Annotated in this window: 18 protein-coding genes; 8 read left to right on the top strand and 10 right to left on the bottom strand. The window is 69.5% G+C overall.

The genetic code is table 11. The annotated features are described in order from the left end of the window. Positions 1-60 precede the first annotated feature (60 nt). Positions 61-780, bottom strand: a complete 720-nt coding sequence (locus ACFVV5_RS16905; protein WP_387246421.1) for a GntR family transcriptional regulator — start codon at positions 778-780, stop codon at positions 61-63. 454 nt (positions 781-1,234) lie between these two features. On the opposite strand from ACFVV5_RS16905, the gene ACFVV5_RS16900 reads away from it, so the two are divergent. Beyond that, the gene (locus ACFVV5_RS16900) at positions 1,235-3,232 is read left to right on the top strand and encodes a cell wall-binding repeat-containing protein (protein ID WP_387246419.1); all 1,998 of its coding nucleotides are present in this window, start codon (positions 1,235-1,237) and stop codon (positions 3,230-3,232) included. Positions 3,233-3,252: 20 nt separating this feature from the next. Here ACFVV5_RS16900 and ACFVV5_RS16895 read toward each other — a convergent pair whose 3' ends face one another. The 3 genes from ACFVV5_RS16895 to ACFVV5_RS16885 form a co-directional block, all read right to left on the bottom strand. Next, positions 3,253-3,987: a YoaK family protein gene (locus ACFVV5_RS16895; RefSeq protein ID WP_387246417.1), complete on the bottom strand. Its 735-nt coding sequence runs from the start codon at positions 3,985-3,987 to the stop codon at positions 3,253-3,255. Beyond that, entirely contained in the window at positions 3,984-4,496 is a 513-nt protein-coding gene (locus tag ACFVV5_RS16890) for a DoxX family protein (protein WP_387246415.1), read from the bottom strand. The genes ACFVV5_RS16895 and ACFVV5_RS16890 overlap by 4 nt, the downstream gene beginning before the upstream one ends. A 75-nt stretch (positions 4,497-4,571) precedes the next feature. Beyond that, on the bottom strand, positions 4,572-5,492 hold the full coding sequence (locus ACFVV5_RS16885; protein WP_387246413.1) for a LysR family transcriptional regulator: 921 nt from the start codon (positions 5,490-5,492) through the stop codon (positions 4,572-4,574). A gap of 133 nt (positions 5,493-5,625) precedes the next feature. Here ACFVV5_RS16885 and ACFVV5_RS16880 point away from each other — a divergent pair, with 133 nt between their 5' ends. The 3 genes from ACFVV5_RS16880 (at position 5,626) to ACFVV5_RS16870 (ending at position 7,949) form a co-directional block, all read left to right on the top strand. Continuing rightward, positions 5,626-7,506 (top strand): amidohydrolase, encoded by a 1,881-nt coding sequence (locus ACFVV5_RS16880; protein ID WP_387246411.1) that lies wholly within the window; start codon positions 5,626-5,628, stop codon positions 7,504-7,506. Between the two features lie 84 nt (positions 7,507-7,590). Further along, positions 7,591-7,740 carry a DUF1427 family protein gene (locus tag ACFVV5_RS16875; RefSeq protein WP_387246409.1) on the top strand — a complete coding sequence of 50 codons (150 nt, stop codon included), beginning with the start codon at positions 7,591-7,593 and terminating at the stop codon, positions 7,738-7,740. Beyond that, positions 7,737-7,949, top strand: a complete 213-nt coding sequence (locus tag ACFVV5_RS16870; protein ID WP_387246407.1) for a DUF1427 family protein — start codon at positions 7,737-7,739, stop codon at positions 7,947-7,949. The genes ACFVV5_RS16875 and ACFVV5_RS16870 overlap by 4 nt, the downstream gene beginning before the upstream one ends. 96 nt (positions 7,950-8,045) lie before the next feature. Here ACFVV5_RS16870 and ACFVV5_RS16865 read toward each other — a convergent pair whose 3' ends face one another. Both ACFVV5_RS16865 and ACFVV5_RS16860 read right to left on the bottom strand, forming a co-directional pair. Beyond that, positions 8,046-8,711, bottom strand: a complete 666-nt coding sequence (locus ACFVV5_RS16865) for a hydrolase (RefSeq protein ID WP_387246405.1) — start codon at positions 8,709-8,711, stop codon at positions 8,046-8,048. A gap of 378 nt (positions 8,712-9,089) precedes the next feature. Next, positions 9,090-10,034 carry a glycerophosphodiester phosphodiesterase gene (locus ACFVV5_RS16860; protein WP_387246403.1) on the bottom strand — a complete coding sequence of 315 codons (945 nt, stop codon included), beginning with the start codon at positions 10,032-10,034 and terminating at the stop codon, positions 9,090-9,092. Positions 10,035-10,241: 207 nt separating this feature from the next. Here ACFVV5_RS16860 and ACFVV5_RS16855 point away from each other — a divergent pair, with 207 nt between their 5' ends. Further along, positions 10,242-11,594, top strand: a complete 1,353-nt coding sequence (locus tag ACFVV5_RS16855) for a flavin monoamine oxidase family protein (RefSeq protein WP_387246401.1) — start codon at positions 10,242-10,244, stop codon at positions 11,592-11,594. Positions 11,595-11,773: 179 nt separating this feature from the next. Here ACFVV5_RS16855 and ACFVV5_RS16850 read toward each other — a convergent pair whose 3' ends face one another. Then, the gene (locus ACFVV5_RS16850) at positions 11,774-12,778 is read right to left on the bottom strand and encodes an agmatine/peptidylarginine deiminase (protein WP_387246399.1); all 1,005 of its coding nucleotides are present in this window, start codon (positions 12,776-12,778) and stop codon (positions 11,774-11,776) included. Between the two features lie 8 nt (positions 12,779-12,786). Continuing rightward, positions 12,787-13,752: a nitrilase-related carbon-nitrogen hydrolase gene (locus ACFVV5_RS16845; RefSeq protein WP_387246397.1), complete on the bottom strand. Its 966-nt coding sequence runs from the start codon at positions 13,750-13,752 to the stop codon at positions 12,787-12,789. A gap of 75 nt (positions 13,753-13,827) precedes the next feature. On the opposite strand from ACFVV5_RS16845, the gene ACFVV5_RS16840 reads away from it, so the two are divergent. Further along, positions 13,828-14,451 carry a TetR/AcrR family transcriptional regulator gene (locus ACFVV5_RS16840; RefSeq protein WP_387246395.1) on the top strand — a complete coding sequence of 208 codons (624 nt, stop codon included), beginning with the start codon at positions 13,828-13,830 and terminating at the stop codon, positions 14,449-14,451. 75 nt (positions 14,452-14,526) lie between these two features. Here ACFVV5_RS16840 and ACFVV5_RS16835 read toward each other — a convergent pair whose 3' ends face one another. Together ACFVV5_RS16835 and ACFVV5_RS16830 are read right to left on the bottom strand one after the other, a co-directional pair. After that, on the bottom strand, positions 14,527-15,450 hold the full coding sequence (locus tag ACFVV5_RS16835; RefSeq protein WP_387246393.1) for an aldose 1-epimerase family protein: 924 nt from the start codon (positions 15,448-15,450) through the stop codon (positions 14,527-14,529). A 197-nt stretch (positions 15,451-15,647) separates the two neighbouring features. Then, positions 15,648-17,210, bottom strand: coding sequence for a PucR family transcriptional regulator (locus ACFVV5_RS16830; protein ID WP_387246391.1), 1,563 nt, complete (start codon positions 17,208-17,210; stop codon positions 15,648-15,650). 93 nt (positions 17,211-17,303) lie between these two features. Between ACFVV5_RS16830 and gabT the strand changes: the two genes are divergently transcribed. Both gabT and ACFVV5_RS16820 read left to right on the top strand, forming a co-directional pair. Continuing rightward, entirely contained in the window at positions 17,304-18,662 is a 1,359-nt protein-coding gene (gene gabT, locus ACFVV5_RS16825; protein ID WP_387246389.1) for a 4-aminobutyrate--2-oxoglutarate transaminase, read from the top strand. Then, positions 18,659-20,200 carry an NAD-dependent succinate-semialdehyde dehydrogenase gene (locus ACFVV5_RS16820; RefSeq protein WP_387246387.1) on the top strand — a complete coding sequence of 514 codons (1,542 nt, stop codon included), beginning with the start codon at positions 18,659-18,661 and terminating at the stop codon, positions 20,198-20,200. The genes gabT and ACFVV5_RS16820 overlap by 4 nt, the downstream gene beginning before the upstream one ends. Positions 20,201-20,230 lie beyond the last annotated feature (30 nt).

The following is a 20,230-nucleotide window of genomic DNA, read 5'->3' as shown; positions in this document are numbered from 1 at the left end:
GAGCGGAACACGTAAGGCCTCCGATTCGGCGACGGGTCGGAGGCCTCTTCCGCGTGCGCTCTATTCGGCGCGGTACAGGTCAGCGTGGAACCGGTACGCATCGCCCCGGTACGTGTTCAGGCCCAGGAGCACGGGCGCACCGGCCCTGTCGTAGGCGATCTCCCTGCCGACCAGAACCGGACTCCCCTGCGGGATGCGCAGAAGGGTGGCCTGCTCGGCCGTCGGCGTCTCGGCCTGCACGCTGTAGGCACTGCGGAAGATGCTCACCGAGCACTGCGTCTGCAGAGTCTCGTAGAGCGATGCGTCCGTGAGGTCGAGGTCGACGAGGGCCTGCGCGATCGCGAGCGGGAGCACATTCCTGTCGACGCAGATCGGGGTCGAGTTCATCCCACGCAGCCGCACCAGCTCGAGCACCTCGGTTCCCGGGGCGATCCCGAGCCGATTGGCCTCGTCAAGGGTCGCCGATCTGACCGACTTCTCCAACACCTCGGCCGTCGGAGTGTGCCCGCGCTGCCTGGCCATCTCGGTGAAGCTCTCCAGCGTGCTCGGCGGTTCGCCGACGGTCGGGCTCGGCACGAACCATCCGCGCTGGGGCGAGCGGGCGACACGGCCCTGTCGCTCCAGGTCCTGCAGCGCCATCCGGATGGTGCTGCGGCTCACGTGCAATCGCTCCGCAAGAAGCCGCTCACCCGGCAGCCGAGTTCCCGGCTGATAGATCCCGTGGTTAATCGCCATGCCCAGCTCCCGCGAGACGCGGGTGGTGATTGTGGGAGTTTTCACAGCCCCACCATACCAATCAGGGAACTGGGTGTGATTTGCAACACTCTCGGTGCAACTGGTTGAACGGCGTTCTCGGGATCTCACGGCCGAGATTGTCAGCTTCCCGGTCGCGTTGGCGGGCGATTGGGCTCAGTAGGGGAGCCACGTCGTACTCGCGGAGACAGGCTCGACCGGCTGCCGCAGCAACGCTCCGCCCTGGCAGATGGCCCTCCACCGGGCACCGTGCGCCTGCAGGCACGGCGGCCGCCACTTCTTCGTCGTTTGCCAGTTGTGGTCGTCATCCCGGGCGTGTTGACGACCACAAGTGGCAAACGACGGTCGCGCGTTTCCGCCGACGAACGGCGCGTCGCGGGACGCGCGCTCGACAACTGCCATAATCGCTCTGGATTCAATCGAATACGGGGGGAAAGCGATGTCGGATACGGGCCGGGACGTCAGGCGGTTCGCTGTCGGAGTGACGATCGCCGCGGTGCTCGCGGGAACCGTCCTCGGGGCGGCGCCGGCGAATGCAGTGACTCAGCGAGCGGCCATCGTCGGCACCGTGACGGTGCCCGCCGGCGGCGACGCGTTCGCCGCCGTGCCGGCACTGGCAGTGGATGCCGGAACGAATACGCTGTACGCGCTCCAGTCCGGCAGCGTCCACAGCAGCCTCTCGGTCGTCGATCTCACGTCGAACGCGGTGTCGAAGACCCTCCCGCTGCCGAAGGTTCCCGCCGACGTGGCGATCGACACCGCCCGAGCCCTGGTCTATGTGTCGGGCAGCGACATCAACGCCGGCACCGGTATCGTCTCGGTGTTCAGTGCGGCGACGAGAGCGCTGGTCGCGACCATTCCTCTCGGTGTGTTCGGTCCGAGCAGTTTCAATGGGGTCGCCGGCATCGGTGTCGACACGGCGACGGGGTCGATCTACGTCGCGGGAATGGCCGGCCCGGGCGGGGCGGCCACACCCGGGTTGAGAGTGCTCACCGCGTCGCAGATCACCGCAGCGATCGGCGGGACGGCCGTCACCCCGACAGCCATCGCCTTGCCGTCCGGCAACCAGGTCGCCGTCGTAGTCGACTCGGCGGCGGGGATCGTATACGCGACGGGTGCGGGGTTCTCCTCATCGTCGCTGTTCACGATCAGCACCACATCGAACACGCTGACCGGCACGATCCCGCTCGCCGGGATTCCGTCTACCGCTGCCGTCGACAGGGGCACGGGCACGGTCTACGTCTCTCAGCACTCACCCTCCGGCACCAGCAACAGCGTCGCCGTCGTGCTCCGGGGCGCCGCCGCCGTCAGCGCGACCATCGCCGTGCCGGCCGGTGTCCAGTCGCTGGACGTCGATGCGACCGCTGGGACCCTTTACGCCGCCCTCGCCCAGCCCTACGAAGGCGGCCGGGTGAACGAGCTCGTCACGATCAGCACTGCGACGAAGAGCATCCTCTCGACCACACCGCTCCCCACCCCCGCCGACGTCGCCGTGAGCGCGATGACGCGTACCGCCTACGTGTCGGGTGCGTCGTCGGGAGACACGACCATCTCCGCGGTGCGGTTGCTCGGCGTCGACCGCGTGGCCGGCAGCAACCGCTATGCGACATCAGTCGCCGTGTCGCAGCGCGAATTCCCGGGGACCGCGCCCATCGTCTACGTGGCGTCGGGAGCGAACTATCCGGATGCCCTCGCCGCCGGCCCCGCCGCAGTGAAGCGCCATGGGCCGCTGCTGCTGACAACGCCCGGCGCCCTGCCGGGGAGCGTCGCCGCCGAGGTCGCGCGCCTGAAGCCGTCGACGATCGTGGTCGCCGGTGGCCCCGCCTCGGTATCCGACCGCGTTCTGGCGCAGCTGCGGACGGCCGCGCCGGGGGCGAACGTGTCGCGCGCAGCCGGTTCCGATCGGTTCGCGACGTCGCGGGCCGTCGTCGCGGGCGCGTTCACGACGGCGAACACCGTCTATCTGGCTTCGGGCCTGAACTTCCCGGATGCCCTGTCCGCCGGCAGTGCGGCCGGCGCGAAGGGGGCACCGATCCTGCTCGTCAATGGCGGCGCGAGCACTGTCGACCGGTCGACCGCTCTGCTGCTGTCGTCGCTCAAGGTGAAGAACATCGCGCTGGTGGGCGGCACCGTGGTCGTGTCCGCCGGTTTGGCGGCGTCGCTGACGCACGCGGGTTACGCGGTCACGCGGCTCGCGGGCCCCACTCGCTACGGCACTGCCGAGTCGGTCAACGCGAAGACGTACACGCACGCATCCACGGCCATCATCGCCACCGGTGCCGGCTTCCCCGACGCGATGTCCGCGACCAGCTGGGCGGGCATGACCTCGTCGCCGCTGTATCTCGCGCCCAGCGGATGTGTGCCGCGCGGCGTCCTGGTCGGCCTGGGACACCTCGGCGCCGGGACGGTGACCGTGATCGGTGGGACGGCGGTGCTCACGACAAAGGTCGCCGACCTCGTGCCCTGCGCCTGGTATTAGCCGATCGGCGCCGAGCGCGACTACTTCTTCGCCGTCCAGGTCTCCGTCGAGCGGGCGGAGACGGCGGTCACGGTCACGACGACGAGAAGGAGCAGCAGCGCTCCGAAGATCGCCCACGGTGCCAGACCCAGGCCGACGAGCACGACACCGATGAGTGCGCCGACGAACATGCTCACGATCGAGACCAGACGACGGCCGAGCTTGCTGCCCGCGCCGCCCGCCGCCGTGCTGTCTGCGGAGATTCCGGTGATCGTCAACGTGAGCACCGTGGTCGTCAGGTCGGGAATCGCCAATCCGCGTGCCGTCGCGTTCTGCAAGCCCATCCCAATGCCCAGAAGTGCGATCAGGATGACGATCCGGATGTTGTCATAGGGAAGCGCCGCGACCAGGGCGACGATGAAGGACGCGGCGAAAACAGCGGCCTGGATCGCTGAGGCGACGAGCAGATGACGCCCGCGGTGACCTCCGTAGGTCGACTGGATGCGGCCGCCGATGAATGCTCCGATGCTGAAGGTCACGATGGCGAGGATCGAAGCCCACCAGATGAACCCCGGCGTTCCCCCCAGCGCGAACGCGAGGAACACCACGTTCCCGGTCATGTTGGCGACGAAGACGTGACCGAGCTCCAGATAGCTGAACGCATCCACGAGCCCCGTCACAACCGTGAGGAGTACGAGAAGCAAGGGCAACGGACCGTGCGGATTCCCGCGGGCGACGGCGATTGCGCGCCAGTTCTCGGCGAAGCGCCCGCTCACAGTGCAGCACCCCCCGTGACGGATGCGCGACGGTGGAGAACGACGTAGGTGGCCGCTGCACCCGCCAAGCCGGCCAGCGTTGCAGCGATCGATACGACGGGGACCCACAGGGCTGACAACCCCAGGACGCCGTCGAGAGAGATCGCGCCAGGCCCTGTCCACGCCACGGCGACCCCGAGCGCGGTCAGGAACAGCGGATACTCGTACCCGCCGTCCTGGGACCAGAAGCCGCGTCGGAGCTTGACGATGGTTGCGATGCTCATCACTGCAATGACACCCGCGGAGGCGAGCGGCGTCAAGAGCCCCAGCACGAGGGCGGCTCCGGCCGCGATCTGCGTGCCCGCCGCGATGAAGGCGGTGGCCTTGCCCCCGGCGAAACCGTCGGCGCGGAACTCGGCGCTCGACGCTTCGAGTCCGCCGCCACCCCAGAGGTACGTCGTCTTTTGGATGCCGTGCACGGCGACGAACGCACCGAGCACGACACGCACTATGAGAAGCCCAATATCCATCGTGATCGACCCTTTCTTCGGATCCATCATCAGGTGTCTCAGGGCTATGCGTCCAACAGCCAGATCAGCTAGCGATCATCTGTTCGACTTATCGTCGAACCCATCCAGGAAATCGAGGAAGCGGCGACCCGCCGCGGAGATCCGTGACGGGTCGAACACGACGGACACCGGATGCACGGCCAACTGGTCGCGCAGCTCGAACACGCAATAGTCGCCTTCGATGTCCGCGGCTTCGGCGGTGGCATGCAGGGTCAGCGCGTGAGGCACGATCGCGACGCCCAGGCCCACCGCGGCGAAACGGACCATGTCGATCACCTGCGACATCTCAAAGGCGGATGAGGGCTCGATCCCCGAGCGCTTCAGCGCTTCGTCCACGTGACGCCGGATGCCGGTACCCGGCGCGAAATTGATCAGCGGACCATGCTTGAGAGCCTGCTTCAGTGTCAGCGGTCCGACGCGTTTGCGCGAGGATTCGGCGTCGATCACGGCCACCAGCGGATCGGTGGCGAGCAGTCGCGCCTCCAGCCCATCGGGCAACTCGTCAGGACTGGCGCCGACCACCGCGACATCGAGCAGCCCGTGCACGACGCCGTCGACCATCTCTGAAGACGGCTGGTTGACGATCGAGATCTCGATCTCCGGATGCGCAGTGTGGAAGCGGCCGATCGGGCGAACGATATCGATCGGGCTGACGGACGTCTGGATCAGGCCGAGCGAGAGCCGTCCCTTCTCCAATCCGAGATGCGAACGCATGTCCGCCTGAGCGCGGGCGGCATCGGCGACGATGCGGCGCGCATGGGGCAGCAGCAGCTCGCCGGCGGCGGTCAGTTCCACGCTGTGGCTGGTGCGCACGAACAGGCGGGTCCCGAGCTCCTTTTCGAGTCTGCTCACCTGCTGGCTCAAAGCGGACTGCGCCACGAAGCTCTGCTCAGCCGCTCGCGTGAAATTCTTCAGGTCCGCGACGGCGAGGAAGTATCTGAGGTGACGTAGCTCCACAGTCGGGCTCCTCGGTTGCGATCGCATACAACGATTGGTCTTAGCTAGTTTACATCTTGGACTTATGCCGGTCCAGGTGTCTATCTTCCTTCTGTGCGCCTCTCTTCTGAGGCTCGAGATGTGAGGAATTCAGATGGCAACAAAAACAATGCCGGTCGGAGGAATGCGACCGGTCGAAAGTGCGGGAACCGGTGCCGACCTGGTCGTGCGCAACGCGAAGATCTATACAGGGGACCCCGCCAACCCTGCCGCGACTGCCGTGGCGATCAAAGACGGCGTCTTCGTCGCTGTCGGTGGTGACGCGGAGGTAGCCCGCCACATCGGCACAGGCACCCGCGTCGTCGACGCGCTCAACCGGCGCGCGATTCCCGGGTTGAACGACTCCCACACGCATGTGATCCGCGGTGGGAACAACTACCTCATGGAACTCCGCTGGGACGGCGTCCCGTCCCTCCGTCGCGCCCTCGACATGCTGCGAGAACAAGCCGGCCGCACCCCGGAGGGCCAGTGGGTTCGCGTGGTCGGCGGGTGGACGCCGGAACAGTTCGCTGAGAAGCGCCTCCCCACCCTGAAGGAGCTCAACGCCGCCGCACCGGACACCCCGGTGTTCGTCATGCACCTCTACCAGTCCGCGCTGATGAACCGAGCGGCACTCGCCGCGGTCGGCTACACCAGGGACTCTCCCAACCCTCCCGGCGGCGAGATCGTGCGCGACCGCTCCGGAGAGCCGACCGGCCTGCTCCTAGCGGCTCCAGGCGCATCCCTTCTCTACTCGACGCTCTCCAAAGGCCCCGTCCTCGGTGACGAGCAGAAGCTCGAGTCGACGCGGCACTTCTTCCGCGAGCTGAATCGCTTCGGACTCACCAGCGCTATCGATGCTGCGGGTGGTTTTCAGGACTTCCCCGACGACTACGGCACCGTCATGCAGTTGGCGCAGCGCGGCGAGTTGAGCATCCGGATCGCCTACCACCTCTTCCCGCAGACGGCCGGCCAGGAGCTGGACGACCTCCGTCGCTGGATCGGGATGGTCAAACCCGGCGACGGCGACCAGTGGCTTCGGGCGAACGGCGCCGGTGAGAACCTGGCCTGGAGTCCCGCCGATTTCGAGAACTTCGCAGAACCCCGACCGCAGTTGCGCGATAACGCGGCTGCAGACCTGGAGGCGGCAGCGCGGCTTCTCATCGAGAACGACTGGGGCTTCCGGCTTCACGCGACGTACGACGAGACGATCCGCCATGACCTGGATGTCTTCGAGAAGATCGCGAAAGACTCGGGTGGCACGTTGGGCGTGCCATGGCTGTTCGACCACGCTGAGACGATCAGCGAGGACAGCATCGCCCGGGTGAAGGCTCTCGGCGGAAACGTATCCATCCAGAACCGGATGTATTTCCAGGGCGCCGCCTTCGAGAACCGGTATGGCAAGGCCGCGACGGAATGGGCGCCGCCGGTGACCAGGCTCCTCGAGGCCGGTCTGACCGTCGGCGCGGGAACCGATGCGACACGCGTATCGTCGTACAACCCCTGGCTCGCGTTGCACTGGTTGACCACCGGCACGGATATCGGTGGATCGCGGCTGTACAGCCGGGAGAACATCGTGGACCGGGCGACCGCTCTCGAGATGTACACCGTCGCGGGTGCGAAGCTCTCCGGCGAGGCGGACGAGAAGGGCACGATCGAAGTCGGCAAGTACGCCGACCTCGCGATCCTCTCGGCCGACTACTTCACCGTGGCCGACTCCGTGATCCCGTACATCGAAGCGGAGCTCACGATCGCCGGCGGCCGAGTCGTGTACGCGTCGGACCAGTACGAAGGACAGGACGAGGTCCTCGAGGCCCCGTCCATCGAATGGAGCCCCGTCGCGCTGTTCGGCGGATACCACCGCACGCCCTCCGGGGTGCAGCAGGCGAACGGATTCGTCGAAGCCTCGAACGACTCCGCTGAGCAGCGTGCCTGGCGGGAACGACGCGGAGAGCAGGTGCGCGAGCACACGCACAACCCGCTCGAGGACTGCTAGCGAGCTGCGCGCAGCAACCAATCCATGTGGGCCGGGAGAGATCGATCTCCCGGCCCACGTCCATCTCACCCAACGGAGTCCAGGATGAATTTCGTCATTGCTTTTTCCGCGGGAGCGCTGATCGGAGTGCTCTACGCCCTTCTGAAGGTCGCGTCTCCCGCTCCGCCCGTGATCGCACTGTTCGGTCTGCTCGGCTTGTGGGCCAGCCCGGCTCTCCTCGGGGGATTGCTGTGAGCCGGCGAGGAGTGCTGCGCAGCAGCGCCATCGCGCTCGGCGCCGGCATCCTGATGGGTGCGGTCTACTGGGCCATCCACGTCCCGTCGCCGGCGCCGGGCCCCATCGCGCTGGTCGGCCTTCTGGGGATGGTCGTCGGGGAGAGGGCGGCGCGCATGATCCGTCGACGCGTCGCCGAGAGACGAGCACGGCGCAAGGCCGTTCGCTGACGGCGACAATGGAGCCGGCTAACGGCATGCCGCATACGCCGAACGCCCGGCTGGGAGATCCCAGCCGGGCGTTCGGCGTGTTCGTGAATTCTCGGACTAGCCGGCGTTGCCGCCGAGGAAGTCTCCGGCGTACGACAGGCCGAGGCCGTATGCGCCACCGTGAGCCTTGACGATGTCGGTCACGGCCACGTAGGTCTCTCCACGTGCCCAGTCGCGCTGGAGCTCGAGAAGGATCTGAAGCCAGGTGACGGGAACGGCGCCGGCGTTGACCATGCGGAGGAGGGCGTGCTCGTGCGCCTCGGCGCTCACTCCGCCCGATGCGTCAGCGACCACGAAGATCTCGTAGCCCTGAGCGAGCGCGGACAGGACGGGGAGTACAAGGCAGACCTCGGTCCAGAGACCGGAGATGACGATCTTCCGGCGTCCGGTGGCCTTGATCGCGTTGACGAGGTTCTCGTCCTCCCACGCATTCATGGTGGTGCGGTCGATGATGTCCGCATCGGGGAACACCTCGCGCAGCGCCGGGAGCAGGTTTCCGGAGAAGCTCTGGGCGGCGACGGTCGTGAGGACGGTCGGCACGTTGAATGCCTTCGCCGCCTTAGCGAGGGCCACCGTGCCGTTGACGATCGACTGGCGGTCGCCGCTCCCGACGCCGAAGAACATCTGCGGCTGGTGGTCGACGAAGAGGAAGACGCTGTTCTCGGGGGTGATGAGATCTTCGCTGGGGGCAGCCTTCACATTGTCAAGATTGAACTCGGTCATTCTCTTTTTCCTTTGTTGCAGTACGCACACATGTGCTGGGTTCGCACGGACAGAAATCCATGCGTTTGCATTGATTTGCAGTAGAAATGGTGACATCCGCGGAGACGCGAAACAAGGTGCGGGCGATAGCGAACGCATCCTGTGCCGATCGGCGAAAGCGATCGACGCCCTGAAGAAATGATCAGATAGGTCGGGTGCGCCATGGCTCTCCGGAGCGTTGCGGCTTCTCTTGTCGCCGCACTGATGATGGTCGGCCTGGCAGCCGCGCCAGCGGTGGCCGTCCCTGCGATCACGGTGTGTGAGCCGACCGGGGGCGTCTTCACGGGGCCGTTGCATCTCACCGAGCGGGCGGGAACCGTGTGCGTCGCCGCGGACGCGTCAGCCGAGGACCTCGGTCACACCCGAGATCATGAGTCCCTGGGCGCCGAGTCGCCGGACGCGGTCGGCATCCTCTCGCGACGGGATGATGTGGCCGATCACCGGTTTGCCCAGCTCCCCGACGCGTGACCAGGCGGCGGCCGAGGCCTCGTAGTCGAGTCCGAGCGAGGTCCAGCGGGCCTGCGTGGAACTCAGGAGGTCGGGGGACGCCTCGATCTCCGCGCCGTAGTAGTAGCCCCAGCTCTTCCAGCCCTGCTCGGCGGCGACCTGCGGCCACTGACCGGCCGTGCAATACCCTTTCGCCACGAACGTCTCGCGCGGCTTGGACACGCGCTTCATCAGCGCCACGAGCTCGGGGAAGTACTGCGCCGGCACGACCTTGGGATCGACGAAGATCGTGTGCGAATCGCCGAAGGCGCCGAGAAGTTCCGTGAAACGCAGATACGGCCGCGCCCGCTGCCGCGGGTCCGACGTCTCCCGAGCACTGATCAGGTGCCGCGCGACCTCCTTCCACGTGTGCTCCGCCGCGACGAACCCCGACGTGCCGGAGGTTCGGTCGAGGGTGGCATCGTGCAACCCGAACCAGACGCCGTCGGACGTGCGGGCGAGGGAGATCTCGAGTGCGTCGACGCCGTGCGCGACCGCCTGCTGGTACGCGTATGCGGACATCTCCGGCCAGTCGGCCGAACCGCCGCGATGGGCCGCCGAGAACGACTCTGCGGCGAAGAGCTCCGTCACCCGCTTGCCGCGCGGCGGCGCGATCAGGCGTTGGAGCGCCACCGGAGCGGCGAACGACGCGGCGACGCCGGCGACGGCGACCGCGCTGGCCGCGACGACGAACGACCGCCTGGTCAGCAACGGCCGGAACGGGGTCAACGGCGACCCGTTCACGCGCGACGGTACGACGACATCGTCGTCAGCGTCTCGGGGTGCGTCGTCCGGCATGCGGCATGCTAACCCGCGGGCGTTCGAAAAGGCGTCGTTCAGGCTGCGAGAACCATGCGGGTTTCGCGGCGGCGTGCATCCGGGGCCGTGCTGTCTCTCGCCACGGTGTCGACGGGATGCGCGTGCGATGTACACCGCGTATAGTCCAGCGCGTGGCGGCCCGACCTACGATCGCCGTGAACCTCAGTACGGGACGGAAGACACGCAATGAGCAGCATCGAACGAGACGTCGTCATCGTGGGCGCAGGCGCCTCGGGGCTGACGGCGGCCACCGAACTCCGTAGAGCCGGACTGAGCGTCGCTGTGCTCGAAGCGCGCGACCGGGTCGGCGGCCGGCTCTGGACCGACGACGTCGACGGCGCCACCCTCGAGATCGGCGGCCAGTGGGTGTCGCCCGACCAGGACGCCCTCATCGGCACCCTCGACGACCTCGGACTGGAGACGTACGAGCGGTATCGCGACGGGCTCAACATCTACATCAGCCCGACCGGTGAGCGACGCACCTTCGAAGGGGAGATCTTCCCGGTGCCGCCGAAGACCGAGCACGAGATCGTCAGCCTGATCGACAAACTGGACGCGCTGGTGGCCGAGATCGACCCCGACCGACCGTGGGAGCATCCGCTGGCCGAAGAGCTCGACGAGATCTCGTTCCGCCGCTGGCTGGAGACCCAGACCGACGACGAAGAGGCGCGCAGCAACATCGGCATGTTCATCGCCGGGGCGATGCTCACCAAGCCGGCCCACGCCTTCTCGGCACTGCAAGCGCTGCTGATGGCGGCCTCGGCAGGCAGCTTCTCCAACCTGGTCGACGCCGACTTCATCCTCGACAAGCGGGTCAAAGGCGGCCTGCAGCAAGTTCCCCTCCTGCTCGCCGAACGGCTCGGCGACGACGTCCATCTCGGCGCGCCGGTGCGCACCCTGCGCTGGGACGACCACGGGGTCACCGCGATCGCGGACGAAGTGGAGGTGCGCGCCCGTTTCGCGGTTCTCGCCGTTCCGCCGGTGCTGATCAGCCGCATCTCGTACGAGCCCCCGCTCCCGCGACGGCAGCAGCAGCTGCACCAGCATCTGTCGATGGGCTTTGTGATCAAGGTGCATGCGGTGTACGCGACGCCGTTCTGGCGGGCATCCGGATACTCGGGCACAGCGTTCAGCCCCTACGAGGTCGTGCACGAGGCGTACGACAACAGCTACGACGGCGATCCGCGAGGGACGCTGGTGGGCTTCGTCTCGGATGAGGCGGCCGACGAGGTCTTCCGGCTCGCCCCCGAGGAGCGCAAGGCGCGCATCCTGGAGTCGCTCTCGCACTACTACGGCGAGCAGGCACTCAGCCCGGTCGTGTACTACGAGAGCGACTGGGGCAGCGAGGAGTGGACGCGCGGCGCGTACGCGGCGAGCTTCGACATGGGCGGTCTGGCACGGTACGGCGCCGACCTGCGGAAGCCGGTCGGGCCCATCCACTTCTCGTGCAGCGACATGGCGGGCAAGGGATACCAGCACGTCGACGGCGCCATCCGCGTCGGGCGTGAGAACGCGCAGGCGATCATCGCGGCGGCCTGACCGCCCCACAAGCTGGGCGCGGCCCGTCGTGGAGCGCCGCGCCCACCCCTCTCGCGCATCTCCGAGTCCGCCGCCGCAATCGAGTCCGGACTTAATGGGTCGAACCGCCGATTTTCGAGCCAGCAAGTCCGGACTCGAGTGCGGCGGCGTCGGGCTGAGCGACGGATCGCGCGAGAGCGCTACGCGGGCTGCTGCTGCGTGATGCAGTGGATGCCGCCGCCGCGCGCGAAAAGCGGGCGGGCGTCCACGGTCACGACCCGGCGACCGGGGTACGCTTCGGCGAGCACAGCGGCCGCCTCCGCGTCGTGCGCGTCGCCGAAACTGCACGCGATCACGCCGCCGTCGACCAGCAGGTGGTTGATGTAGCTGTAGTCGGTCCAGTCGTCGTCGTCGCGAAGCGTGGCGGGGGCCGGCACCTCGACGATCTCGAGAGTGCGGCCGGCCGCATCCGTCGCCGACTCGAGAGCCGCGCGCACTTCGCGCGACACCGCGGCATCCGGATGCGACTCGTCGCGCTGGGCGTGCAGCAGCACGACGCCGGGCCGGGCGAAGGTCGCCACGATGTCCACGTGCCCGCGGGTGCCGAAGCGCTCGGAGTCGCGGGTGAGGCCGCGCGGCAGCCAGATCGTCTTCGTCGCGCCGATCGTGCGGGCGAACTCGGCCTCGACGTCGGCGCGGGTGAGGCCCGGGTTGCGCCCGGGGTCGAGCTGCACGGTGTCGGTGGCGAGCACGGTGCCCTCCCCGTCGACGTGGATCCCGCCGCCCTCGTTCACCAGGTCGCTCGAGATCAGCTGCGCACCCGACCAGGAGGCGACGCGGGCCCCGATCAGGCTGTCCTTGTCCCAGTGCGCCCAGTCCTGTGCGCCCCAGCCGTTGAACACCCAGTCCACGGCGCCGAGCTCGCCGGCATCCGATCGCACGAACGTCGGCCCCATGTCGCGCATCCACGCGTCGTTGAGGGGCGCCTCGTGCAACTCGATCGAGGCGGAGAGGTAGCGCGGGGCGAGGTGGCGGTCCCGCGGGTCGACGACGACGGAGACGGGCTCGAACTCGGCGACGGCGTTGGCCACCGCGGCCCAGGTCGTGCGGGCCTCCTCGGCCTCCTCCGGGGTGTCTCCGAGGGTGTATCCGGTGGTCGGCCAGGCGAGCCAGGTGCGCTCGTGCCGTTCGCCCTCGTGGGGCATCCGCCAGCTCATCGGGCGTCGCCGAGGAGTTCGTAGGTGTCGGGACGGCGCGTGGCGAGGAACGGGAACAGGTCGAGCCAGTCGTCGCGCTGCGGCAGGTCGAGATCGACGATGAGCACGGCCTGCTCGGCGCGCGGCGCCTCGGCGAGGATGCGGCCGTAGGGGTCGCTGACGAACGATGATCCGTAGAACGTGTTGCCGGGGGTGCCGTCGGGTCGCGTCTCGGACCCGATGCGGTTGGGCACCACCATGAAAGTGCCGTTGGCGATGCCGTTTCCGACGATGACCTGGCGCCAGAGCGGCTGGGTGTCGAACTCGGGGTGGTCGGGCTCGGAGCCGATCGCGGTCGGGTAGACGAGGACGTTGGCGCCCTGCAGGCTGTAGGCGCGGGTGACCTCGGGGAACCACTCGTCCCAGCAGGTGGGGAGGCCGAGCCGCACGCCCGGGAGCGCTGCGACTTCGTGCACGGGATACGGATGCTCGGCCGGCCCCGCGCGGAAGTACTTGTCTTCGTAGTACCCGGCGGTCACGGGGATGTGGAGCTTGTGGGTCTTCGCGACGATCTCGCCCGAGGGCGCGACCACGATCGCGGTGTTGAGGCCGCGGCCGTCGGCGTCGCCGGTCCGCTCGTAGAGGGAGGCGTGCACGTACACGTCGTTGGCGGCGGCGGCTTCTGCGGCCCAGCGGCGGGTCGGTCCGGTCTCGAGATCTTCGGCCAGTTCGTCGGCCCGGCCGTTGGGCACGGTGTCGGCGGGGTAGCGCGAGAGGGTGAGCTCGGGGAGGAACACGATCTGCGCGCCCTCGGCTGCTGCGGCGGCGACGGCGGCGCTGAGCTCGGCGGTGAGCGCGTCGGTGTCGGGCTGCCAGGCGTGCTGCACGACCCCGATGCGGAGCGGCGCGCTGTCGTCGCGGCTGCCGGGCACGCGGGCGAGGGATGCGGGAGGGGTCGTCGCGCGGACGAGGGTGAAGGTCATGGTTCCATCCGGATGCTAAAACGAATAGTGTTCGTTTATTATGCACAGTGCAGGCCTCGAACGGAAGGGGACGGGTTGCCGAGACCGACATCGCCCATCCTGAGCGCCGACCGCATCGCCGACGCCGCGATCGAGCTCGTCGACGCGGGCAAGCCGTTCGGAGTGAACGCGCTCGCCCGGGAACTGGGCGTCACGCCGTCGTCGCTGTACAACCACGTCGACGGCAGAGACGCGATCGTCGAACTGATGCGCGGGCGGCTCGCGGTGCGCTCCGCAATCGAGGTCCCCGACGGGCTCACCTGGCACGGCGTCGTGGAGTACGTCGTGCGGGCGCAGCGGTCGATGTTCGCGGAGCATCCGCTCGTCCTGCCGCTGCTGGTCGGCAAGCCGGTCACCGACGTGACCGTGCTCGGCTACTACGAGGCGCTCGCCGAGGCCCTGCTGTCGGCCGGATTCCCCGACGAGGAGGTGCTGGTGATCGTGGCGGTGCTCGATGCGTTCGCGCTCGGCTCCGGGCTCGACCTCTCGGCGCCGCCGCAGGTGTGGCAGGCCGAGCCCGGCACAGCGCTCGGAAGGCTCGTCGCGGGCGGCGAGCCGGGGGGCATCCGGGCTGACAAAGCGTTCGACCTCGGCGTGGACCTGCTCATCGCGTCGCTGCGCGTGCGGCTCGACGCGATGCGCGAAGCGAAGAGCGGGTAGGCGTCGCGGCCGGGCGGCGCGGCCGGGCGGCGCGGCCGGGCCGGGTGGCAGGCGTGGGCGGCCCGGGTGTCGGGGCTAGACGGCCCGGATGTCCCAGCCGGCCGTCGTCGACTCGCCCTGTTCGAGGACGATCAGGTCGACTCCGGAATTGAACGCGTCGGGCGGGCACGTCATCGGCTCGACGGCGAGCCCGGCGCGGTGCGCGTCCGAGGCCGGGTTGTCGGCCGTGTGCACCTGCACCCACGGGCAGGCGGCATCCCAGGTCATCTCCGTGCCGGTGCCGTCCTGGCTGCGAAGGGTGACGGTGGCGATACCGGATGCGTCGCGCGCGAGTCCGGTGAACGCGTGGTCGATGAAGGTGTCGCCGATCGCGCGCGCTGTGCGGAAGTCGAACACACCTCCGGCCTCGGTGCCGACGTCGGCGTTCGCGACCGGGATGAGGCGGTCGTCGGTGACGGTCAGGACGATGTCCGCCGGGAGCGTCAGGGTCCAGTCGTCGACGCGGCCGGACCCGGCCACGAGGTAGGGGTGGGGTCCGGTGCCCCAGGGCGCCGCATCCCGGCCGGTGTTGGTCGCGGTGACCGTGGTGTGCAGGCCGTTCTCGTCGAGCTCGAAGACGACGGCGACATCGATGCGGTGCGGGTATCCCGCCTGCGCCTCGATGGTCGCGGCCAGGGTGACGCTGCTCCCCGAGTGGTCGACCACACTGAAATCCAGCCACGCGGCGAGGCCGTGGAGGGCGTGGCCTCGCGCCGGCTCGGTGAGCGGGAGCTGCTGCTCGGTGCCCGCGAAGGTGTAGCGGCCGTCGACGACCCGGTTGGGCCACGGGGCGAGCGTCGCGCCGCGGAAGGCCGGACGCACCTCGTCGGCGTCGAAGGGGACGACCAGCGGTCGGCCCTTGTGCTCGAGCGTGCGGAGGGTGGCGCCGACCGTCGCGATGGTCGCGTGGTAGTCGCCTGCGGTGAGGCCGTAGTGGGTCCCGGAGATCGGAGTGCTCATCCGGCCATTCTGCCCCGTCTGCGCGCTGAGCACAGTCGGGGAGGTGTCGATCGGTTGCAGGGACTCCTGAATTCAGGCGGGTGGTGCTGGTAACTCCGGAGGTGTGCGGGGCGGATGCGGCGTGTCGCGGGGAACGAGGGGGTTTCGGCAGTCGGAGGGTGCAGATCTCCGGAGTTAGCGGCGGCGCGGATGGGGACTCAGCCGGCGGCACGGAGTGCGGCGTAGAGGTCGGCGCGGGCGGCGAATCCGGAGAGGTCGCGGCCGAGCAGGCGTTCGGCATCGGCGACTCGGGCGCGCAGAGTGTGGCGGTGGATGCCGAGCTCGCGGGCGGCGACGTCGTAGACACCGTTGTGGTCGAGCCAGGTGAGCAGGGTGGCGGGCAGCGACGGGTCGGCGGCGAGGAGCGGGGCGAGGGATGCGGCGGCGACGGTGCGGGCGTCGTCGGTCTGGAGAAGGGCGAGCATCCCTCCCGCGGCCAGCTCGTCGAACATGCGGACGGGCGTGGCGGGCGTAGCGCGGTCGCGGGCGGCGACCGCTTGCTGAACGGCGCGGGGGAGTCCCGTGAGTGAGACGACTCCCGAGACGCCGGCACGCAGGTCGAAGCGCGCGGAGAGGGCGGCGACTTCGTCGGGCGCGTCCCCACGGCTACCGGCAGAGGCGTCCCCGCGGTCGCTGTCGCCGCCGCCAGCGCCGTCGCTGCCGCCCGCGCCGTCGCCGCCGTCCGCCGCCCCCGGCCCACCGGCCACCAGCACCGCCAGGTCCCGGCCGTCGCGGGCGAAGAAGGCGTCGGAGTGCAGTTCGAGCCAGTCGGCCGCAGCGTCGAGGGCGGGTCCGCTGAGCAGCGCGACCCGCACCGGCCCGTCCCGGAGGTCGCCGAAGACCGGTTCGGCGATCGCCGCCGCAAGTGCGCGATCCCCGGCCAGGAGGGCGCGCCACACGGCCGTGCGCAGGCGGGCGCGCGCCGCATCCGTCGCCCGGCTCTGCTCGAGGGCGAGCCCGGCCAGCGCCACGACGCCTGTCACCACTTGCTGGGCGGCCTGGTCGAGCGGACCGTCGCCCCCGATCGCCAGCACTCCGCGCAGACGGCCGGGCGCGCCGAGGGTCTGCAGTTCGAAGGTCTTCTCGCCGATGGGCGCCGTGCCGGCCGCCCGGCGGCGGCGGCGCAGCAGCGGCTCGACCGCATCGGCGAGTGCGAGGCGGGCGGATGCGCTCAGCGCGTGCGCGGGGAACACCTGCTCCACGGCTCCCGCGGCCCCGACCAGGGCGACGGACCGGTCGAGCTGCCGGGCCAGTTCGGCGAGGGTGGCTCCCAGGGCATCCGGTCGCAGCGCGGCGAGCGAGATGGCACGGGATGCCCGCAGCGCCCACGTGTTGCGGGCGTACGTGTCGGCGGCCACACGGTCGGCGACGAAGCGGGCGATCGCGATGAAGGGCGTGCGGTACGGCACCTCGAAGAGGGGGAGCCCGTGGCGTCGGCAGGCCTCGACGAGGGCGTCGGGCGTCCCGTCGCGGACCACCTCCGTTCCGAAGCCGAGACCGGCGATGCCGTGGGCGACGAGCCGCGCGACATACGGGTCGACGTCGTCGGGGGCCCCGGTGACGAGGAGCACGTGGCCTTCGCTGAGGAAGGGGGTGGGGTCGGCGAGCTCGGAGCTGTGCACCCACGGGATGGCACGGCTCAGCGCCTCCTCCGGAACCGGCGCGAGCAGCCGCAGGGCGAGCTCGGGGCGGGCGAGCAGCTGAGCGAGGCTGGCGGGCACGACGCCTCCGATCTGCCAGCGTGTCGAATGCGGGCACGGCAATTGTACGAGGTGTCGATGACTCTGGTGCGCGAGCCTCCATACGATGCCCACATGACCATCGTCGACACCCCCGCCACCGTCATCGGCGGGCCCGCCCTCCCACAGGAGCGCCGGCTCGTCACCCCCATCCCCGGCCCCGAGTCGCGCAAGCGCATGGAGCGCAAGTCCCAGGCTGTCGCCGCCGGCGTCGGTGCGACCATCCCCGTGTTCACCGCCGCAGCCGGAGGCGGCGTGCTCGTCGACGTCGACGGCAACTCCCTCATCGACTTCGGCTCGGGCATCGCCGTCACCGGCGTCGGCAACTCCGCCCCGCGGGTCGTCGAGGCCGTGACCGCCCAGCTCGCGCAGTTCACCCACACCTGCTTCACGGTCGCTCCGTACGACTCCTACGTCGACGTCGCCGAGGCGCTCAACCGCCTCACCCCCGGCGACCACGCCAAGCGCAGCGCCCTCTTCAACTCGGGCGCCGAGGCCGTCGAGAACGCGGTCAAGATCGCACGCCACTACACCGGCAAGCAGGCCGTCGTCGCCTTCGACCACGCCTACCACGGCCGGACCAACCTCACGATGGGCCTCACCGCCAAGAACCAGCCGTACAAGAACGGCTTCGGACCCTTCGCTCCGGAGATCTACCGGGCGCCCGCGTCGTACCCGCTGCGCGACGGCGGCCTGACCGGCGCCGAGGCGGCGGCCCGCGCCATCCTGCAGATCGAGAAGCAGGTCGGCGCCTCCAACCTGGCGGCGATCATCATCGAGCCGATCCAGGGCGAAGGCGGTTTCATCGTCCCGGCCGACGGCTTCCTGCCGGCGCTCGCCGAGTGGGCGTCCGCCAACGGTGTCGTGTTCATCGCCGACGAGGTGCAGACCGGGTTCGCCCGCACCGGCACCATGTTCGCCTCCGAGCAGTTCGGGATCGTCCCCGACCTCATCGTCACGGCCAAGGGCATCGCGGGCGGCCTGCCGCTCTCCGCAGTGACCGGTCGCGCCGAGATCATGGACGCACCGCAGCTCGGCGGCCTCGGTGGCACCTACGGCGGCAACCCGCTCGCCTGCGTGGCCGCTCTCGCGACCATCGAGACCTATGAGACCGAGAACCTCGCCGAGCGCGCCCGCGAGATCGGTGACATCCTGTTCGACAAGCTCGGGGCGCTGAAGGCGGCGGATGCCCGCATCGCCGAGGTCCGCGGACGTGGGGCCATGGTCGCGATCGAGCTCGTCGACCCCGTGACGGGCGAGCCGGATGCCGCACTCACCTCGACCGTCGCCTCCGCCGTCCACGCGGCGGGCGTCGTGCTGCTGACCTGCGGCACGTACGGCAACGTCATCCGGTTCCTGCCTCCGCTGAGCATCCCGGATCACCTGCTCGTCGAGGGCCTCGACATCGTCGCGGACGCGCTGGTCAACGCATGAGCGCCGCCGACACGACCGTGACCGAGACGGCAGGCGCGGCCGCGCCCGCGCCGTCTGCGCCAGACCAGCCCGCGCCCGCCCTGGGCGCGCGCGAGGCGGAGCTGCTCGCCCGCGTGCCCGACGGCCTGTACATCGGAGGCCGCTGGGAGGCCGGGGAGCGCGACCCCATCGAGGTCAGCGACCCGGCGACCGGCCGCGTCATCAAGCGCATCGCCGATGCGCGCCCGGAGGACGGCATCCGTGCTCTGGACGCGGCCGTCGAGGCGGCGGAGGCGTGGGCGGCGACCCCGCCCCGCACCCGCGCCGAGATCCTCCGGCGGGCGTTCGACCTGCTGCAGGAGCGCCGCGACGACTTCGCGCTGCTGATGACGCTCGAGATGGGCAAACCGCTGGCCGAGGCCAACGGCGAGGTCACCTACGGCGGCGAGTTCCTGCGCTGGTTCAGCGAGGAGGCGGTGCGTATCGGCGGCCGTTACGGACAGAACCCCGAAGGCACGGGCACGATGGTCGTCTCGCAGCGCCCGGTCGGACCGTGCTTCCTGATCACGCCGTGGAACTTCCCGCTCGCGATGGCCACCCGCAAGATCGCTCCCGCCCTCGCCGCCGGCTGCACGGTGGTCGTCAAGCCGGCAGAGCTCACGCCGCTCACCACGCTGCTGTTCGCGCAGCTGCTCGAAGACGCAGGGGTGCCGGCCGGAGTCGTCAACGTGGTGCCGACCAGCACCGCCGGCGCGCTCTCCGAGCCGATCATCGCCGACCCGCGGCTGCGCAAGCTCTCGTTCACGGGGTCGACCCCGGTCGGCCGGCGACTGCTGGCTCAGGCCGGCCAGAATGTGCTGCGCACCTCGATGGAGCTCGGCGGCAACGCCCCGTTCGTCGTCTTCGACGACGCCGACCTCGACAAGGCGGTGGACGGTGCGATGCTGGCGAAGTTCCGCAACATCGGGCAGGCGTGCACGGCGGCCAACCGGTTCATCGTGCACGAGTCGATCGCCGACGACTTCGCAGCGCGCGTCACGGCGCGGGTGCAGGCGCTGCGGCTGGGACGCGGAACCGACGAAGGCGTCACCATCGGACCGCTGATCGACGACCGCGCCGTGGCATCGATGGGCTCCCTCATCGCCGACGCGGTGTCGCGGGGTGCCCGAGTGCTCACCGGAGGGACCGCGCCGGACGGCGACGGATACTTCTTCGAGCCGACGGTGGTCGTCGACGTGCAGCCCGGCAGCGACATCCTGCGCGAGGAGATCTTCGGCCCGGTGCTCGCGATCTCGACGTTCAGCACCGAGGACGAGGCCGTCGCCCGTGCCAACGAGACCGAGTTCGGTCTGGTCGGCTACGTGTTCACACGCGACCTCGCACGCGGGCAGCGGATGATCGACCGGATCGACACGGGCATGATGGGTCTCAACACGGGCCTGGTGTCGAACGCCGCCGCGCCCTTCGGTGGGGTGAAGCAGTCGGGCCTGGGCCGCGAAGGCGGACTCGAGGGCATCCACGAGTACCTGACCCCCAAGTACACGCTGATCCCCGCGTAGCGCACGCCCCTCGCCCCGAGACCTTCCGCA

It is taken from the genome of Leifsonia sp. NPDC058248, from assembly GCF_042881905.1.
Taxonomy (GTDB): domain Bacteria; phylum Actinomycetota; class Actinomycetes; order Actinomycetales; family Microbacteriaceae; genus Leifsonia.
The sequence above is the reverse complement of the archived record's forward strand: the minus strand, read 5'-3'. Positions and strand labels throughout refer to the sequence as shown.

What these genes read in the sequence shown, in the direction of transcription:
- ACFVV5_RS16865 (WP_387246405.1), bottom strand. Translation starts at nt 8,711, where the DNA reads ATGACCGAGTTCAATCTTGACAATGTGAAGGCTGCCCCCAGCGAAGAT.
- ACFVV5_RS16820 (WP_387246387.1), top strand. Translation starts at nt 18,659, where the DNA reads ATGAGCGCCGCCGACACGACCGTGACCGAGACGGCAGGCGCGGCCGCG.
- ACFVV5_RS16850 (WP_387246399.1), bottom strand. Translation starts at nt 12,778, where the DNA reads ATGCCCCACGAGGGCGAACGGCACGAGCGCACCTGGCTCGCCTGGCCG.
- ACFVV5_RS16890 (WP_387246415.1), bottom strand. Translation starts at nt 4,496, where the DNA reads ATGGATATTGGGCTTCTCATAGTGCGTGTCGTGCTCGGTGCGTTCGTC.
- ACFVV5_RS16855 (WP_387246401.1), top strand. Translation starts at nt 10,242, where the DNA reads ATGAGCAGCATCGAACGAGACGTCGTCATCGTGGGCGCAGGCGCCTCG.
- ACFVV5_RS16835 (WP_387246393.1), bottom strand. Translation starts at nt 15,450, where the DNA reads ATGAGCACTCCGATCTCCGGGACCCACTACGGCCTCACCGCAGGCGAC.
- gabT (WP_387246389.1), top strand. Translation starts at nt 17,304, where the DNA reads ATGACCATCGTCGACACCCCCGCCACCGTCATCGGCGGGCCCGCCCTC.
- ACFVV5_RS16845 (WP_387246397.1), bottom strand. Translation starts at nt 13,752, where the DNA reads ATGACCTTCACCCTCGTCCGCGCGACGACCCCTCCCGCATCCCTCGCC.
- ACFVV5_RS16880 (WP_387246411.1), top strand. Translation starts at nt 5,626, where the DNA reads ATGGCAACAAAAACAATGCCGGTCGGAGGAATGCGACCGGTCGAAAGT.
- ACFVV5_RS16875 (WP_387246409.1), top strand. Translation starts at nt 7,591, where the DNA reads ATGAATTTCGTCATTGCTTTTTCCGCGGGAGCGCTGATCGGAGTGCTC.
- ACFVV5_RS16860 (WP_387246403.1), bottom strand. Translation starts at nt 10,034, where the DNA reads ATGCCGGACGACGCACCCCGAGACGCTGACGACGATGTCGTCGTACCG.